Source organism: Bradyrhizobium sp. Arg237L, assembly GCF_029990105.1.
Classification (GTDB): domain Bacteria; phylum Pseudomonadota; class Alphaproteobacteria; order Rhizobiales; family Xanthobacteraceae; genus Bradyrhizobium.
On sequence record NZ_JAQMIL010000049.1, the window covers coordinates 55,865 to 71,251 of the forward strand.

The 15,387-nt window shown below is 64.6% G+C and carries 17 protein-coding genes and 1 riboswitch; of the genes, 8 read left to right on the forward strand and 9 right to left on the reverse strand.

The window, feature by feature from the left end; genetic code table 11:
• Positions 1–135: 135 nt before the first annotated feature.
• Together metW and OZ411_RS27015 are read right to left on the reverse strand one after the other, a co-directional pair.
• Entirely contained in the window at positions 136–804 is a 669-nt protein-coding gene (gene metW, locus OZ411_RS27010) for a methionine biosynthesis protein MetW (protein ID WP_130583220.1), read from the reverse strand.
• Positions 804–2,009 (reverse strand): homoserine O-acetyltransferase, encoded by a 1,206-nt coding sequence (locus OZ411_RS27015; protein WP_282530395.1) that lies wholly within the window; start codon positions 2,007–2,009, stop codon positions 804–806. Before OZ411_RS27015 ends, metW begins: the two co-directional genes overlap by 1 nt.
• Positions 2,010–2,091: 82 nt before the next feature.
• Positions 2,092–2,171: riboswitch (SAM riboswitch) on the reverse strand.
• 330 nt (positions 2,172–2,501) lie between these two features.
• Here OZ411_RS27015 and OZ411_RS27020 point away from each other — a divergent pair.
• The 3 genes from OZ411_RS27020 to OZ411_RS27030 are packed head-to-tail and all read left to right on the forward strand — an operon-like array spanning position 2,502 to position 5,397.
• Positions 2,502–3,338 (forward strand): chorismate mutase, encoded by an 837-nt coding sequence (locus OZ411_RS27020; RefSeq protein ID WP_282530396.1) that lies wholly within the window; start codon positions 2,502–2,504, stop codon positions 3,336–3,338.
• Positions 3,339–3,361: 23 nt separating this feature from the next.
• A complete protein-coding gene (gene hisC / locus OZ411_RS27025; RefSeq protein ID WP_282530397.1) occupies positions 3,362–4,459 on the forward strand; it encodes a histidinol-phosphate transaminase in 1,098 nt (365 codons plus the stop codon).
• Positions 4,456–5,397 carry a prephenate/arogenate dehydrogenase family protein gene (locus OZ411_RS27030; RefSeq protein WP_282530398.1) on the forward strand — a complete coding sequence of 314 codons (942 nt, stop codon included), beginning with the start codon at positions 4,456–4,458 and terminating at the stop codon, positions 5,395–5,397. Before hisC ends, OZ411_RS27030 begins: the two co-directional genes overlap by 4 nt.
• Positions 5,398–5,499: 102 nt before the next feature.
• Here the strand turns inward: OZ411_RS27030 and OZ411_RS27035 are convergent, their stop codons facing one another.
• Both OZ411_RS27035 and OZ411_RS27040 read right to left on the reverse strand, forming a co-directional pair.
• On the reverse strand, positions 5,500–5,730 hold the full coding sequence (locus OZ411_RS27035) for a hypothetical protein (RefSeq protein WP_130583215.1): 231 nt from the start codon (positions 5,728–5,730) through the stop codon (positions 5,500–5,502).
• 262 nt (positions 5,731–5,992) lie between these two features.
• Positions 5,993–7,180 (reverse strand): DUF2125 domain-containing protein, encoded by a 1,188-nt coding sequence (locus OZ411_RS27040; protein ID WP_282530399.1) that lies wholly within the window; start codon positions 7,178–7,180, stop codon positions 5,993–5,995.
• Between the two features lie 187 nt (positions 7,181–7,367).
• On the opposite strand from OZ411_RS27040, the gene OZ411_RS27045 reads away from it, so the two are divergent.
• Positions 7,368–7,964, forward strand: coding sequence for a gamma-glutamylcyclotransferase (locus tag OZ411_RS27045; RefSeq protein WP_282530400.1), 597 nt, complete (start codon positions 7,368–7,370; stop codon positions 7,962–7,964).
• Positions 7,965–8,067: 103 nt separating this feature from the next.
• Here the strand turns inward: OZ411_RS27045 and OZ411_RS27050 are convergent, their stop codons facing one another.
• From OZ411_RS27050 to ftsE, 4 genes are all read right to left on the reverse strand, one after another.
• Positions 8,068–8,841, reverse strand: coding sequence for a lysophospholipid acyltransferase family protein (locus OZ411_RS27050; RefSeq protein ID WP_282530401.1), 774 nt, complete (start codon positions 8,839–8,841; stop codon positions 8,068–8,070).
• Between the two features lie 29 nt (positions 8,842–8,870).
• Positions 8,871–9,593, reverse strand: a complete 723-nt coding sequence (locus tag OZ411_RS27055; RefSeq protein WP_130583697.1) for a YdcF family protein — start codon at positions 9,591–9,593, stop codon at positions 8,871–8,873.
• Between the two features lie 71 nt (positions 9,594–9,664).
• Positions 9,665–10,636: an ABC transporter permease gene (locus tag OZ411_RS27060; RefSeq protein WP_282530402.1), complete on the reverse strand. Its 972-nt coding sequence runs from the start codon at positions 10,634–10,636 to the stop codon at positions 9,665–9,667.
• A complete protein-coding gene (gene ftsE / locus OZ411_RS27065) occupies positions 10,629–11,288 on the reverse strand; it encodes a cell division ATP-binding protein FtsE (RefSeq protein ID WP_130583699.1) in 660 nt (219 codons plus the stop codon). The genes OZ411_RS27060 and ftsE overlap by 8 nt, the downstream gene beginning before the upstream one ends.
• Positions 11,289–11,491: 203 nt before the next feature.
• Here ftsE and OZ411_RS27070 point away from each other — a divergent pair, with 203 nt between their 5' ends.
• Positions 11,492–12,349, forward strand: coding sequence for an MJ0042-type zinc finger domain-containing protein (locus OZ411_RS27070; protein ID WP_282530403.1), 858 nt, complete (start codon positions 11,492–11,494; stop codon positions 12,347–12,349).
• 35 nt (positions 12,350–12,384) lie between these two features.
• Positions 12,385–12,762 carry a response regulator gene (locus tag OZ411_RS27075; protein WP_028163766.1) on the forward strand — a complete coding sequence of 126 codons (378 nt, stop codon included), beginning with the start codon at positions 12,385–12,387 and terminating at the stop codon, positions 12,760–12,762.
• A 365-nt stretch (positions 12,763–13,127) separates the two neighbouring features.
• Here OZ411_RS27075 and OZ411_RS27080 read toward each other — a convergent pair whose 3' ends face one another.
• On the reverse strand, positions 13,128–13,688 hold the full coding sequence (locus tag OZ411_RS27080) for a hypothetical protein (protein WP_282530404.1): 561 nt from the start codon (positions 13,686–13,688) through the stop codon (positions 13,128–13,130).
• Between the two features lie 655 nt (positions 13,689–14,343).
• Between OZ411_RS27080 and OZ411_RS27085 the strand changes: the two genes are divergently transcribed.
• Positions 14,344–14,727, forward strand: a complete 384-nt coding sequence (locus OZ411_RS27085; protein ID WP_282530405.1) for a hypothetical protein — start codon at positions 14,344–14,346, stop codon at positions 14,725–14,727.
• Between the two features lie 3 nt (positions 14,728–14,730).
• Positions 14,731–15,120 carry a hypothetical protein gene (locus tag OZ411_RS27090; RefSeq protein WP_282530406.1) on the forward strand — a complete coding sequence of 130 codons (390 nt, stop codon included), beginning with the start codon at positions 14,731–14,733 and terminating at the stop codon, positions 15,118–15,120.
• The last annotated feature ends 267 nt before the right edge of the window (positions 15,121–15,387 follow it).

Consider the following 15,387-nt stretch of genomic DNA (forward strand, 5'->3'; position numbering starts at 1 on the left):
CAGAGAATCCATTGGGCAGCGTGACCTGCCGCCCGATGGATTCCGGGCCTGCGCCTTCGGCGCATCCCGGAATGACGAGGCAGGAGCGCGCGGCAACAGTCTAAGCCGCGCGCCCCGGAATGACGGGGAGAGTGCTCAGCGTCCCTTGCCGCCCCTGCTCAGCAGGAACACACCCTGCTCGCCGAACATGTTCCAGACCCACCAGGGCAGGTTGAGCGGCACCGGGCGGCCGTAGAGGTCGAGCGCGACGGCGCGCTCCATCTTGACGTGGATCTCGTCGCAGAGCTGGACGAAATCCTTGATGGTGCAGAAATGAATGTTGGGGGTGTCGTACCAGGTGGCGGGGAGGTTTTCGGTGCGCGGCATGTGCCCGCCGACCAGGAGCTGCAGCCGCATCTTCCAGAAACCGAAATTCGGGAACGAGACGATGGCGCGGTGACCGATGCGCAGGAGATTTTCCAATACCGCTTTCGGCTGGCGCGTCGCCTGCAGGGTCTGCGACAGGATCACGTAGTCGAACGCATCGTCGGCATAGTTGACGAGGTCGGTGTCGGCATCGCCCTGCACCACCGCGAGCCCCTTGGCGACGCAGTGGTTGACGCCTTCGCGCGACAGCTCGATGCCGCGGCCGTCGATGCCGCGGCTCTCCAGGAGCTGCAACAGATCGCCGTCGCCGCAGCCGACGTCGAGCACGCGCGAGCCGGGCTCCACCATTTCGGCGACCAGAACATGGTCCGGACGAAGGCTCGTACTCGCCTGCGGCGCCACGCCGGGCAGCGGCAGGGTTTGTTCCTGAAGCGCCATCACACGACCCCCGCATCGCCGAGGCCGCGCGCCTTGCCGGCCGACTGCAGGAAAGCGCGGGAGATGTCGAAGAATTCGGGCACGTCGAGCAGGAAGGCGTCGTGGCCCTTGTCGGTCTCGATCTCCGCGAACGAGACCCGCGCGCTGGAGGCGTTCAGCGCATGCACCAGCGCCCGCGCTTCCGAGGTCGGGAACAGCCAGTCGCTCGTGAACGACACCACGCAGAACCGGGTCTTGATGCCGCGGAACGCCTTCGCCAGCACACCATTATGGTCGGCGGCGATGTCGAAATAGTCCATCGCCCGCGTCAGATAGAGGTAGCTGTTGGCATCGAAGCGCTCGACAAAGGATGAGCCTTGGTAGCGCAGATAGCTCTCGACCTGGAAGTCGGCATCGAAGGAGAATGTCGGCAGTTCGCGATCCTGCATCCGCCGCCCGAACTTGCGATGCAGCGCCGCGTCCGAGAGATAGGTGATATGCGCAGCCATGCGCGCGACCGCGAGCCCGCGATGCGGATGCGTGCCCTGATCGACATAGCGTCCGCCGCGCCAGTCCGGATCGGCCATCACGGCCTGCCGGCCGAGCTCATGAAAGGCGATGTTCTGCGCCGAGTGCCGCGTCGAGCAGGCGATCGCGAGCGTCGAGAACACGCGCTCCGGATAGGCCGCGGCCCATTGCACCGCCTGCATGCCGCCCATGGAGCCGCCGACCACCGAGAACAGCGTCTCGATGCCGAGCCGGTCGATCAGCATCGCTTGCGCGCGCACCATGTCGGGAATGGTGATGATCGGAAAATCCAGGCCCCACACCTTGCCGGTCGCGGGGCTGAGCGAGGCAGGGCCGGTCGAGCCCATGCAGCCGCCAAGCACGTTGGAGCAGATGATGAAGTACTTGGAGGGGTCGAGCGGACGGCCAGGGCCGACCATGGTCTCCCACCAGCCGGGCTTGCCCGTCACCGGATGCAAATTGTTGACATGCTGGTCGCCGGTCAGCGCGTGGCAGACCAGAATGGCGTTGGAGCGCTCGGCATTGAGTTCGCCATAGGTCTGGTAGGCGATCTGGAACGGCGCGAGGTCGATGCCGCAGTCGAGCTTCAACGGCTGATCCATGCCGAACTTTGCTACCGGCGAGGACGGATGATCGGCCTCATGGGCGCGGTCCTCACCCTGGATCGACGGACTCTTGATCGACTGCACCTTGGTCATTGCGGCCCCTTCCTCCGACGCGGAGGTCCCGGACAGAAATCAGGCCATAAAAAAACCCGGCCTGAACAAAGGTTCGGCCGGGATCGATCTGTCCCCGGCCTGTTTAGCAAGTTCTTTAACGTGGCTGCAAGCCGGCCGGCTCAAATGACCACGGAACGCTGGGAAAGTAGTCCCTTACCTGACCCGCGTCAAGGCAACCGGGGCCGTTAACCTAACCGTGACCTTGAGGCTGAGCTTGCGCCGTCTGGCCCCATGGGACAGAACGGGGGCTCGCACTTCTCCCTCTCCCCGCTCTTGCGGGGCCGGGACGAGCTGAGCTCGCCCTGAGAGGGTTGGGGTGAGGGGCTTTCTCCGCTAACAAGGTAACAGACGGACTCGCGGAGAGTCCCCCTCACCCGAAATTCAAGCTCGCTTGAATTTCGACCTCTCCCCGCACGCGGGGGAGAGGTGAAGAGTTGGCTCCCTGATTGAAGAGAATTGACGGGCCCTAACATGTCAAAAACGCCTCCGGCGCCGCCCTCGCTGGCCGAGTTGCGCAAAGAGATCGACGCGATCGATGAGCAGGTTCACCGCCTCTTGATGGCGCGTGGCGACATCATCGACCGCCTGATCAGGGTGAAGCAGACCCAGGAAGTCGGCTCCGCGTTCCGGCCGGCGCGCGAAGCCGCCATGATGCGCAGCCTGGTCGAGCGCCATCGGGGCATCCTGCCGCTTGACACCATCGAGAGCATCTGGCGCGTCATCATCTCGACGTTCACTTACGTCCAGGCACCGTTCTCGGTGCATGCCGATGTCTCGGTCGGCGAATCCATGATGCGGGATTCGGCGCGCTTCCATTTCGGCTTCGTGGTGCCCTACGTCTCGCATTTCAGCGCGCAGGCGGCCGTCGAAGCGGTGGCGAAATCGAAGGGCGACCTGGCGCTGGTGTCGGCCATTTCCAGCCGCACGCCGTGGTGGATCGACCTCGAGGCCGAAGGCGCGCCGAAGATCATTGCGCGGCTGCCGTTCCTCGAACGTGCCGATCATCCCGCAGCGCTGCCCGTGTTCGTGATCTCGCGCGTCGCCGACGATGCGATGGTGACCGAAGTCGAGATGTGGAGCGTGCGCGTCTCCGGCTGGAACGCCGAGATCGCCCGCGCGGTGGCGCCGCTGGCTGAAATCGTCGCGGTGCCGGACACCGCCTTCGACGGCGCAGCGCTTTTGGTATCGGTCGCCGGCCGCGGCTTCGAGGAGATCAAAATGGCCCTGATCCGCGCCGGGGCCTCGGTGCGCTCATCGGCCCTCGTCGGCAGCCACGCAACGCGCTATACGGTGCCCCCCCGCCCCTAGAATCCGGAGCTAGAGAGTTAGAGATGTCCCGCCCCGTGCCGAATCCCGGCATCCTCGATATTGCGCCCTACACCCCCGGCAAAAGCCCGGTGGCCGAGCCGGGGCGCAAGGTGTTCAAGCTTTCCGCCAACGAGACGCCGTTCGGCCCCTCGCCGAAGGCCATCGAGGCCTATAAGCACGCCGCCGAACATCTGGAGGACTATCCGGAAGGCACCTCGCGGGTGCTGCGCGAGGCGATCGGCCGCGCCTACGGCCTCGACCCGAACCGCATCATCTGCGGCGCCGGTTCGGACGAAATCCTCAACCTGCTCGCCCACACCTATCTGTGCGAAGGCTCGGAGGCGATCTCCACCACCCACGGCTTCCTGGTCTATCCGATCGCGACCAAGGCGAACGGTGCAAAGAACGTCGTCGTGCCGGAGACCGACTACACCGCCAGTGTCGATGCGATCCTTGAGGCGGTCACGCCGCAGACCAAGCTGGTCTGGCTCGCCAACCCGAACAACCCGACCGGCACCTATCTGCCGTTCGACGAGGTCAAGCGCTTGCGCGCCGGCCTGCCGTCGGACGTGCTGCTGGTGATCGACGCCGCCTATTCCGATTACGTGGTGCGCAACGACTATGGCCTCGGTCTTGAACTGTGTGCGACGACCGAGAACACGGTGATGACCCACACCTTCTCCAAGATCCACGGGCTCGCGGCGCTCCGCGTGGGCTGGATGTTCGGCCCGGCGCATATCGTCGATGCGGTGAACCGCATTCGCGGCCCCTTCAACGTTTCGAGTCCGGCGATGCTCGCGGCGGTGGCCGCCGTCGAGGACACCGCGCATGTCGAGATGTCCAGGGTGCACAACGAGACATGGCGGAGCTGGGTGACGGACGAGATCCGCAAGCTCGGGCTGAAGGTGACGCCGAGCGTCGCCAATTTCGTGCTGATCCATTTCCCGACCGAAAAGGGCAAGACCTCGGCTGACGCGGACGCGTTCCTCACCAAGCGCGGACTGGTGCTGCGGGCATTGAACAATTACGGCCTGCCGCACGCGCTGCGCATGACCATCGGCACCGAGGAGGCCAACCGCCTCGTGGTCGAGGGCCTGCGCGACTTCATGGATCAGAAGTGAACGCCGCCCCTCACTTCCAACGCATCGCGCTGATCGGCTTCGGCCTGATCGGCGGCTCGATCGCGCGCGGCGCGCGGGCGCAAGGGCTCGTCGGCGAGATCGTCACCACCGCGCGCTCCGAGAAGACGCGCGCGCGTGTCGCCGAGCTCGGCATCGTCGACCGCGTGGTGGAGACCAACGCGGAGGCGGTGAAGGATGCCGATCTCGTCATCCTCTGCATTCCCGTCGGCGCCTGCGGGCCGGTGGCGGCGGAGATCGCGCCCTATCTGAAGAAAGGCGCCATCGTCTCCGATGTCGGCTCGGTCAAGGGCGCCATTGTCAGGGATATGGGGCCGCATATTCCTGATGGTGTGCACTTCGTGCCGGCGCATCCGGTGGCCGGCACCGAGCATTCGGGGCCCGATTCCGGTTTCGCCGAGCTCTTCATCAACCGCTGGTGCATCCTGACGCCGCCTGATGGCGCCGACGCGGGCGCGGTCGACAGGCTGCGTGAATTCTGGGCCGCGCTCGGCGCCAAGGTCGAGATCATGACGCCGGATCATCATGACCTCGTGCTCGCGATCACCAGCCATCTGCCGCATCTGATCGCCTACACCATCGTCGGCACCGCCGACGAGCTGGCGCAGGTGACGTCGTCGGAAGTAATCAAATTCTCCGCCGGCGGCTTCCGCGATTTCACCCGCATCGCGGCCTCCGATCCGACGATGTGGCGCGACGTGTTCCTGAGCAACAAGGACGCGGTGCTGGAGATGCTCGGCACCTTCAACGAGGATCTTTCCAAGCTGACGCGCGCGATCCGCCGCGGCGACGGCGAAGCGCTGTTCGACCACTTCACCCGCACCCGCGCCATCCGCCGCGGCATCGTCGAGATCGGGCAGGATTCAGCCGCGCCGGACTTCGGCCGTCCGCATGCGAATCTGGAGAAGAAGGCGGAGTGACGCTCGTTGTCGTCATTGCGAGGAGCGCAAGCGACGAAGCAATCCATGCCTCCACAAGCGGCGGGATGGATTGCTTCGCTTCGCTCGCAATGACGGCAAGTGTCACCGATGCAGCGTCGCCCGCATCTTCACATGCGGCGTTCTCGCGCGGGGATAGACTGACATCATCGCGCGGCTGTCGACCACCGGCTTCGACATGCCGATGCCAAGATCGCTGTTCGGATGCACGAACGCTTCCATGCCGGGCTCATCCACGACCGGCTGCGCCGATGCGGGCGATGCCATCGATGCCGCGACATAGGCCGCCAGGCCAAACAGTCTGAACCTGATCATTGCTCTCTCCTTGCCATGACCCGCGGTTTACGGATGTGCGGGCCTTCGCAAAGCAGGAGCTTCGAGCAGGCGTTGGCATTCCCGGCGCACGCCGTGATTGCCATCACGCTTCGGCGATTGACGCTTTACTCGGCTTGTAGCCCGGATGGAGCGAAGCGCAATCCGGGGCAGCTTGCGGTGCGGGCTGAGACGTCCCGGGTTGCGCGGAGCCTGTCATCGGGCGCGCGTTCGCGCGACCCGTTGGCTTCACCCGGGCTACGGGTCAGAACAATGGCGGGACTTGTCCGACCTTGATCGGGCCGAGCAGCACCGCGCCGTCGACGAAGCGCAGCGGGAAGCTGCGGGCCTTCTTGCCTTCGAGCATGGCTTCGCTGCCGAGCGAATTGATGCTGGCGGCGACGCCGACATTGGCGTTCTGCTTCACCACCTTGCCGAGGCCGGGGATGGCACGGTCGAGCGCGCCGAAGAGATTGTTGAGGTCCTGCGTCTTCACGCCGGGCGCGACGCGGTCGAGCGTCGATTGCGGCACGCCCTCCTCCAGCATCTTCTCGATGCCCAGCGCCGGGATCACGCGCTCGAGGCCGGTGACCGTCATCTGCAATTCGCCTTCGATGCGGCCATTTGCGTTGAGGCTCAAGGTGCCCGCGGAGATCGCGATCATCTCGCCCTGCTGGATGCGCGACTGCACGATCTCGACATGGCCGCCGGCGGCCTGGATCTCGCGGAAGCGCTCCGGCCACGGTTTTGGCGTGAAATCCTTCAGGCCGGAAATCTTGGTGCGGATGTCGGCATCGAACGGCGTCGCCAGCACGGGATGCACGTCCTGCAGGCTGCCGCCGTTGATCTGCAGCGCGGTCTCGATCACCGGATTATCCACGGACGAGCCGTCGGCGAGACGGCCGTGCAGCTCGACGTGTGCAGCGCGACCGAGCGGCGTCTGCACCGAGCCGTTGACGCGGTCGATCGCGGGATCGTCGAACACCAGCGAGCCGCGCTGCGGCACCGCCGGCAGGCCTGCCACGCTGGCGCGGCCGCTCCGCCAGTTCACGGCGAGCGACGGTAGCGCGCCGCGCTCGGCAAGCGTCGCCGGCGCCTTGAATTCGGCGATCACGCGTGTGGGGTCGTAGACCTGCGCCACCACCAGGATCTCGCCGAGCCGCGCGGTGAATGGCGTCTGCGCGCCGGCCGTCTGCGAGATCAAGGTCACGCTGGCGTCCTCGCAGCGGATTTCGAGGCGGAAGGGGTAACCCGCGACCGACCGCTTGCCACAATCATAGACCCGGCCCGCCTTCGCCTCCTGCGCGCGCCAGGCATCGGCCTGCACCCACACCTGGGACGAGGCATAGAACCAGAACGCGCTCCACGCGATGGCGAGGATCAGGACGAGGACGGGGGCGGCAAAGAGACGCCAACGCGAGCGCCGGCGCGGCGCGGGGGTCATATCAGGCATGCGGTGACCTCTGACTGTCAATTTTGGCAAATCTAAGCGGGAAACCGCGGGCTTGTTTGAGCATGATCTCCGCGCAAACGCTTCGCGTTTGTCGCGAGGGAAAACCGGTTCCCACTTTTCCGGATCATGCTGTAAAGCCCACGAAACCGCTTCGCTTCGCGTCGCGCTTTTGCTAGCCCTTGCGGCGATGTCCGCGCAACTCCTCTCCCCGCCCGAATCAGGTGACAACGACCTCTGGGTATTCGGTTACGGCTCCCTGATGTGGAAGCCGGGTTTCGATTTCGAGGAACAAATGGCGGCGCGGCTGATCGGCGAGCATCGCGCGCTCTGCGTGTATTCCTTCGACCATCGGGGCACGCCGGAAAAGCCGGGACTGGTGCTCGGGCTCGACCGCGGCGGCGCCTGCCGCGGCATCGCGTTCCGCGTCGCGGCGAAGCGGCGCACCGAGACGATCGCTTATCTGCGCGGCCGCGAGCAGACCACCAACGTCTATCGCGAGGTGCACCGCTCGGTGTGGCTCGAGGACGACCCGCGCTCGCGGGTGGCCGCGCTGACCTATGTGGTGGACCGCAGCCATGTGCAGTACGCCGGACGGCTGACGCTGGCCGACCAGCTCCGCTACGTGCAGCAGGGCCGCGGCCGCTCCGGCAACAACCGCGACTATGTGCTCTCCACGGTGCTCGCGATCGAGAAGCAGGGTTTTCGCGATCCGCAACTGCACAAGCTGGCGACGATGCTGCACGACGCGCATCCGATCGAGCTGCCGCTGCAGGAGGGAACGTAGCTAGAGCTTCTTGTTTTGACGCGTTTTCTGCGCAGATAAGTCTACGCAATCTGCGTAAACTTGATTGCTATGCGAACCGGTGTCCACTTCGCTCGAAAACGCTCTAGACCTTCGCCTTCGCGGTATCGGGCACGACGCCGAACAACTGCGCCTGCTCGGCGCGCGCAGCCTCGACAATGCGGTCGGTGGCGCCCTCGATCGACTCGCGCAGGCGCGTCATGAACTCGGCGCGCGGCAAGCCAGGTGGCAGCGGATCGAGGAATTCGACCACCAGCGTCCCTGGATAGCGCATGAAGGTGCGGCGCGGCCAGAACAGGCCGGAGTTGAGCGCGACCGGCAGGCACGGCACGCCGCTCTCGGCATAGATCTGTGCCACGCCGGTCTTGTAGCTCGGCGGCGCGCCGACCGGCCGGCGCGTACCTTCCGGGAAGATCACGAGCTGGCGGCCGCGCTTCACTTCAGCGGCCGCGCGGCGCAGCGTCTTCACCAGCGAGCGCGGGCCGCCGCCGCGGTCGATCGAGATCATGCCGGCCTTGATCAGGAACTGGCCGAACACCGGAATCCAGGTCAGCTCGCGCTTGAGCATGTAGAGCGGGTGGTCGAAGAAGCGCAAAAGCTGGAACGTCTCCCACATCGACTGGTGCTTGGCGGCGACGATCAGGGGCCCTTTCGGAATCTTCTCCAGCCCTCTGAATTCGACCCGGATGTTGCAGACGACGCGCATCAGGAACAGCGTGGCGTTCGCCCACCATGCGGCCAGCGTCATCATCACCCGGCGCGGCAACAGGACGGTCGGGATCGCGACGATGCTTAAGCTCACCAGCACGAGATAGAACAGCACGTTGAAGATGAGCGAGCGCACGAAGATCGAAGACATCGAATTCCCGACTTAAAGAGTTGGTCTGGTCAGTTCACCTGCGCGGTCGCCGGCCGGCGCGGCGCCGGCGCGCCGCCAGGCTGCTCCAGGAAATCGGGCGTCAGGTCGAGACCGATCCTGGCCAGCCGCACCCGCACCTCCGCCGCGACATATTTGACGTATTCCGATAGCAGGAGGCGCAGCGTTCCGCCACTCATCCACCAAGGTTCGTCGCGCCATTTGTCGCCGATCACCACGAACGGGATCAGTTCGACATCCGGCATCGCGTGCGACAGTTCGACGATCGCGCGCGGCATGTGGTAGTTCGAGGTCACCACGATCAGCGACTTGAAGCCGCGCTCATGCGCCCAGCGCCGCGTCTCAGCGGCATTGCTCCTGGTATTGACGGCGGAGCGGTCGAGATCGACGCAGCACCTCAAGAGCGCCTGATTGTTCTCGGGCAGCGAGCGGGAAATATCGCTCGCCGCATTGGTCGGGTGCACGCCCGAGATCAACAGCCGCTTGCCGTAGCCGGCCGCCAGCAATTCCACCGCGTCGGAGATGCGCGAGGAACCGCCGGTCAACACCACGATGCCGTCGGCATTGCGCTCGGGCTGGGTTTCGACGCCGCGCAACTGCGACAGGAACGCGAGGAAGCCGACCCCCGCGGCGACGAACAGCACCGCCAGCGGCGCGACGATCAGCGCGCGCAGCGATCCGTGCGGCCGCGCTGGCCGGCGCTTTTGCGATCGGTCGTCGAGATCAGAGCTCATCGGATAAGGCTGTCCCTTCCCCGGACGCAATTCTAGAGCGTTTTTGGGCGAAGTGGAGTCCGGCCGTTCCATCAGTCGACGTCATCGAGCGTGGCGAACAGCGTCCGCCGTGAGGCCCAGGCCGTGATCGCGGCGATCAATACCGCCTGCAGCGCCAGCACCAGATAGCCGGACGGGCGCAGCGAGAAGGTCCCGAGCAAGGCCGCGAACTGGTCGCCGACCGGAGTGCCCGAGAACCAGCTCGCGATCGATTCGGAGAAGCCGAAGAACAGCATCGCGACGCCACCGCCGATCAGGCCGCCCTCGAGTCCCAGCATCAGGAAATGCCGCAGGAAACGGTTGGCGATGTAACTGTCGGAGGCGCCGACGAAATGCAGCACCTCGACGATCGGCCGGTTGGCGGCCATCGCGCCGCGCGTGGCGAAGGAGACCGAGATGATCGTCGCGACGATCACGAGGGCGAGAATGCCGATGCCGGCAAACACGGTGGCGCCGCTCATCGAGCGCATGCGCTCGATCCAGGCGCGGTGATCGTCGACGCTGGCACCGGGGGCGACCTGCGTGACCCGCGCCCGCAGCGCTGCGAGGTCCGGCGTGCTGCCGGGCTGCACCCGCGCCACGATGACGCGCGGCACCGGCAATTGCTCGATCGACAATCCGCTGCCGAGCCAGGGCTCGAGCAGTTTTGCGGATTCCTCCTTGCTGAACGGGCGGACTTCGACGATCCCACCCTGCGTCCGCATCGCCTCCGCCGCCGCTGATGTGTCGCGATCGAGATCGCGGCCGGCCGCCGGGCGGATCTGGATCGTGATCTCGCTCGCGACCTCCGACTGCCACTCGGCCGCGGATGCGCTGACCAGGAGCACCGTGCCCGTGGTCATCGAGGCCAGGAAGGTCATGATCGACACGACCGCGACCAGCGCGCGGCCGGAGATCGAGGCGCGCGGCACGATCGGCGACATGTTGCGCGCATTCGCCGCCACCTGCGGGCGTTCATGCCCGAGGTCGACGAGCGGCACATGCTCTCGGCCGATCTTATTCATAGATGTGCAGCCGTCCCTGGTGCAGCACCAATCGCCGCGCCTCGTACTGGTCCATCAGCGTTATGTCGTGGGTGGCGATGATCACGGCGGTGCCCGACTTGTTCAACTCGATGAACAGGCGCAGCAGCCGCCGCCCGAGCGTCGGATCGACGCTGCCGGTAGGCTCGTCCGCCAGCAACAATTGCGGCCGCGAGATCACCGCGCGCGCGATCGCGGCGCGCTGCTTCTCGCCGCCCGAGAGGATCGGCGGCAGCGCATCCATCCGCTCGCCGAGGCCGACCCATTTCAAGAGGTCGATCACCTCGCGCCGGTAGCTGGATTCGTCGCGGCCCATCACGCGGAACGGCAGCGCGACATTCTCATAGGTCGTCATGTGGTCGAGCAGGCGAAAGTCCTGCAGCACGATGCCGATGCGCTTGCGCAGGTTTGCGATCTGGTCCTTGCTCAGCAGCGAAATGTCCTTGCCGAACAGATTCACCAACCCGCGCGTCGGCCGCAGCGACAGGAACAACAGCCTGAGCAGCGAGGTCTTGCCGGCGCCCGACGGGCCGGTGAGAAACTGGAAGGAATGGGCGGGGACGGCAAAGCTGAGGTCGCGCAGAATCTCCGGGCCGAGCCCGTAACGCAATCCGACATTTTCGAACCGAACCAAGCTCTAGCTCCGCTCGACATTGGGTTGGACGTTGGGTTCAACTGGGGCGGCGGCCGGGAACCTCGAACCTTGGCTCAATCCTCGCGCCCGTTTCCGGCTGGGCCAGCGGGCCGAACAAAGCGTTTGTGCTTCGGTTATGGTTTCCGATTCGTTAACGGTCGCCTTGTAGCATCTCGGCGCATCCATGGTGGGGATTGGGCTCCATGCATATCGTTTGCCCGCATTGTACAACATCCTATGCGATCAAGCTGGAGACGTTAGGTCCGGCCGGGCGTACGGTGCGTTGTTCCCGCTGCAAGGAAGTCTGGCTGGCGCGGCCGGAGGATGCCGTCGACATCACGGCGCCGATGCCGGCGATGGCGGCGGCGAACAGGTCCGCCGCGTCCGATGCCGCCGCGGAATGGGAGGCGATGGCGCGGCAGGAGGAGGACGAACGCACTCCTGTCGTCGACAGCCCCTCGATCTCGGCCGACTGGCCGGCGGACGATGCAGTCCGACAGGACTGGCCGTCGGTCGCCCGGGAAGACGCCGAGGCTCACGCAGATGCCGAAGCCAAACCCCGCCGCCGGCTGCCAAGACTGTTCGAGCTGCCCACCCTGCCCCGCATCCGCATGCCCGCAGCGAGCCTGCCCACCGCATGCGCGGCGATGACGGCGCTGATCGTGGCGCTGGTGGTGTGGCGCGGCGACGTCGTGCGCCTGTTGCCGCAGACCGCGCTGTTCTACAGGCTGGCCGGGCTCGAGGTGAATCTGCGGGGGGTGGCGTTCAAGGACATCAAGGTCGGTCACGAGACCGTGGACGGCAAGCCGGTGCTGGTGATCGAAGGCATGATCGTCGGCGAGACCCGGAAGCCGGTGGAACTGCCACGGTTGCGCTTTGCGGTCCGCGACGCGCAGGGCGCGGAGATTTATGCGTGGAACACGGTGCTGGAGCAGCCGGTGCTGAAGCCGGGCGAACGCGCTTTTTTCAAATCGCGCCTTGCCTCGCCGCCTCCGGAAGGGCGCGACATCGATATCCGCTTCTTCAACAAGCGGGATCTGGCGGCTGGCGGCAAGGCTTAGAATACGAGACGTGTCTTGCGAAGGAGGTTAGCTCGATGCCGCGGGTATTGATCGCCGACGATGAGGATTCGATGCGCTCGCTGGTGGCACGCGCCATCGCCATGGACGGCCACGAGACCGTCACCGCGCAGGACGGCGCGGCCGCGCTGGAAATCCTGGCGCGCGAGCAGGGCGCCTTCGATCTGCTGCTCACCGACATCCAGATGCCTGTCATGGACGGGATTGCACTGGCGCTCGCCAGCGCACGCGATTTTCCGGAGTTGAAGATCCTGTTGATGACCGGCTTTGCCGATCAGCGCGAGCGCGCCTCCGGCCTCAATGCGATCGTGCACGACGTGGTGACCAAGCCGTTCTCGGTCGCCGATATCCGCACCGCCGTGGCAGATGCACTGTCGGCGCGGAAGGTGGCGTAGGTGGCATTAGGTAGCAAACTCACCTTCCAACCTGTCGGAGCCTCGATATACTTTCGGTCATCATATTCCGGGCATGACGCCGGAACAGTGGACCGCCGGGAGCCGAAAGCTGCGTTGGAGACCGGCGCGGGATTGCATTTGGTGACGACGATAAGCAGCTAGGGATTGTCGCGTCGCGCTAGCTGTGATTCAATGGCGCGTATCTGGGTGGCCCCTTGTGGAAGGGGGCCGGTTAGCAGAAGCCAATCCTTCTGGAAGGGATCGGCCCCAACCCTTGTGGAAGGGGTTGGCAGTTGGAGGTAGCGGGACTTGCACCCGCCGGGGCCGTGGCTGACACCTTGCCCCTGCACTGTGCACCCCCGATCTCATTCAGAGGCCGCAGGCTTTTCCCAAGGGAAGCCTACGGCCTCTTTTTCTTCGTTCGTGCCGTGAGTGGTCGGAAGGTAGTACAACGGGCCTTCTTTGCTTAACCGCCCGTCCTTCCACATCCGCCATGCGGTGGGCCCTACATCCTCAGATTTCACAGATGGCCACCACCGCCGCGCAATCGCCATTTGCATTTCCTTCGGTTCCAAACCTGGTTTGTTGTGCGCCATAGCTTCCTTCAGGAGCGCTATGATCATGTTTGGTGTCGTCGGAGTCCCTTCGGGCTTGCCAGAGGTCTTGATCTCAACCAGGGTCGTTGAGCCGTCGGAGTGACGCATCATCAAATCAGGCTGTGTGACACCAAAACGCGCAAGCACCTTCTCCGCTGACGCCAGCTCTTGATCTTCTGCCTCCAAGGCGCTGAGCCGCTCTCGGAGATCGCCCATCTCGGACGCAATCTCCCTTCGGCGGTGCAGAAGCATGGCGTAAGGATCTGTATTCATGAGTATACAATGGACCGGAACCTTGATGCCGTCAAGTTCCCCCATGTGATTTATCATGGAATGTTCCGCATATTTTCGTATCATCAAGATGATTGAGCCTGTGGATAAGTCATGATTCGCGCGGCATCTGAATTGACTCGCCGAATCAAGCGACCGGGCCACCAACTATGACAGCCTTATTGACGTAGTTAACTTGGTGAGTTTGCCAGCTGATGCCGAGTTTCCGTTCGTCATTGCCGGGTTTGTGACCCGCCAATCCTTCCCAAGAGACGACTCTCATGAAGATCGATGGATACGCGGGTCAAGCCCGCGTATGACGAGCGAGGCTTGCTCGCGCCATAACCACTCCCTGTGGTTATGGGTCCCGGCGTTCGCCGGGACGACACCTGTGCGAGGCTTGAGGGAGTCGCACCCCACACTCTCCGTCATACCCCGCGCAGGCGGGGGATGGATTCACGATTGAAGTGCAACGGTTGATTTGAGGTCGGAGAATGCCTCGGCGGGTGTTTTGAAGTCCAGACATTTGCGTGGGGTGTTGTTGAGGCGGTGAACATGCCGCCTGAGATCGGCTGCCGTGATGAGGTTGAGGTCAGCTTTGCGCGGCAGGAACCGTCGTAGTCGTCCGATCGCGTTTTCCACGCCGCCCTTTTGCCAGGGACTATGGGGGGTCGCAGAAGAAGGTCTGGAGGCCGAGGGTTTGGTGAAGCCTGTGATGCTCGGCGAACTCGTTCCCGTTGTCGAAGCTGATGGTTTTGCGCATCGCCCCTGGAAATCTGCCGAGCGGACGCGTGATGGTCCGAGCGGTGAGGACGGCTTTTCGATCGCGTGGGCGGTGAACGATATTGAAGCGGGTTTGTCGTTCGTGGAGAACCAGCAAGCCTTGGCCACATCGGGCGAACAGCATGAAGTCGGCTTCCCAATGGCCCGGCGTTCCGCGACCTTCAGCCTCGGCGGGTCGCTCGGCGATCGCGCGCCGGTGCTTGATGACGCTGATGCGGCTGCGTCCGCGTCGGCCTCGCATTTTTTTGTGACGCGGCAGCAGGCGATACCAATAATCCTTCTGGGCCGTGCGATGATAGATGAAACGATAGATTGACTCATGGCTGACGACCACGCGACCATGCTCCAGCGCCAGTCGGCCTGCGATCTGCTCTGGGGAATGTCCCATCGCAAGGCCTTTGCCCACGCGGTCCCGCAGGTCTGGCTGGCGCGCCAGCTTGAAGCGGCAATCCCATCGTCGCCGGCGCTCGGTCAGGTGTTGCGCCCGGACCGGCTCGTAGCCGCCCGCCCAAACCTTGGTCGGCCGGGAGTTGCGCCGCAGTTCCCGACCGATCGTCGACGGCGCCCGGCCAAGCGCAGACGCAATTTGGTTCTGAGATCTACCGCCTGCATGCAGGCGGTAGATCTCAACGCGCTCTTCAAGGCTGAGCTGGCCATAACACCGTCCCATCGCCACAACACCTTAGCAGGTGTTGCACTTGTGTCGTGAACCCAGGGGGTATCCAGTAAAGAGCGGCCCTCGATTGAACTCGGACGTCTCTGGAATACTGGATCGTCCGCCTTCGCGGACGATGACGACGGAGCGCGAGGCGGTTACCCGTCGTCCCGGGCTTGACCCGGGACCCATAACCACAGGCCATTATTGTGTGCTCCGCTGCAACTGCTTGCTCGCGGCACACACCTCCCTGTGGTTGATGGGGTGGACGGCCCCCTACGGCATCAGTTGTGCCAGAATGAGGTTGTCGAAATCTCAAAC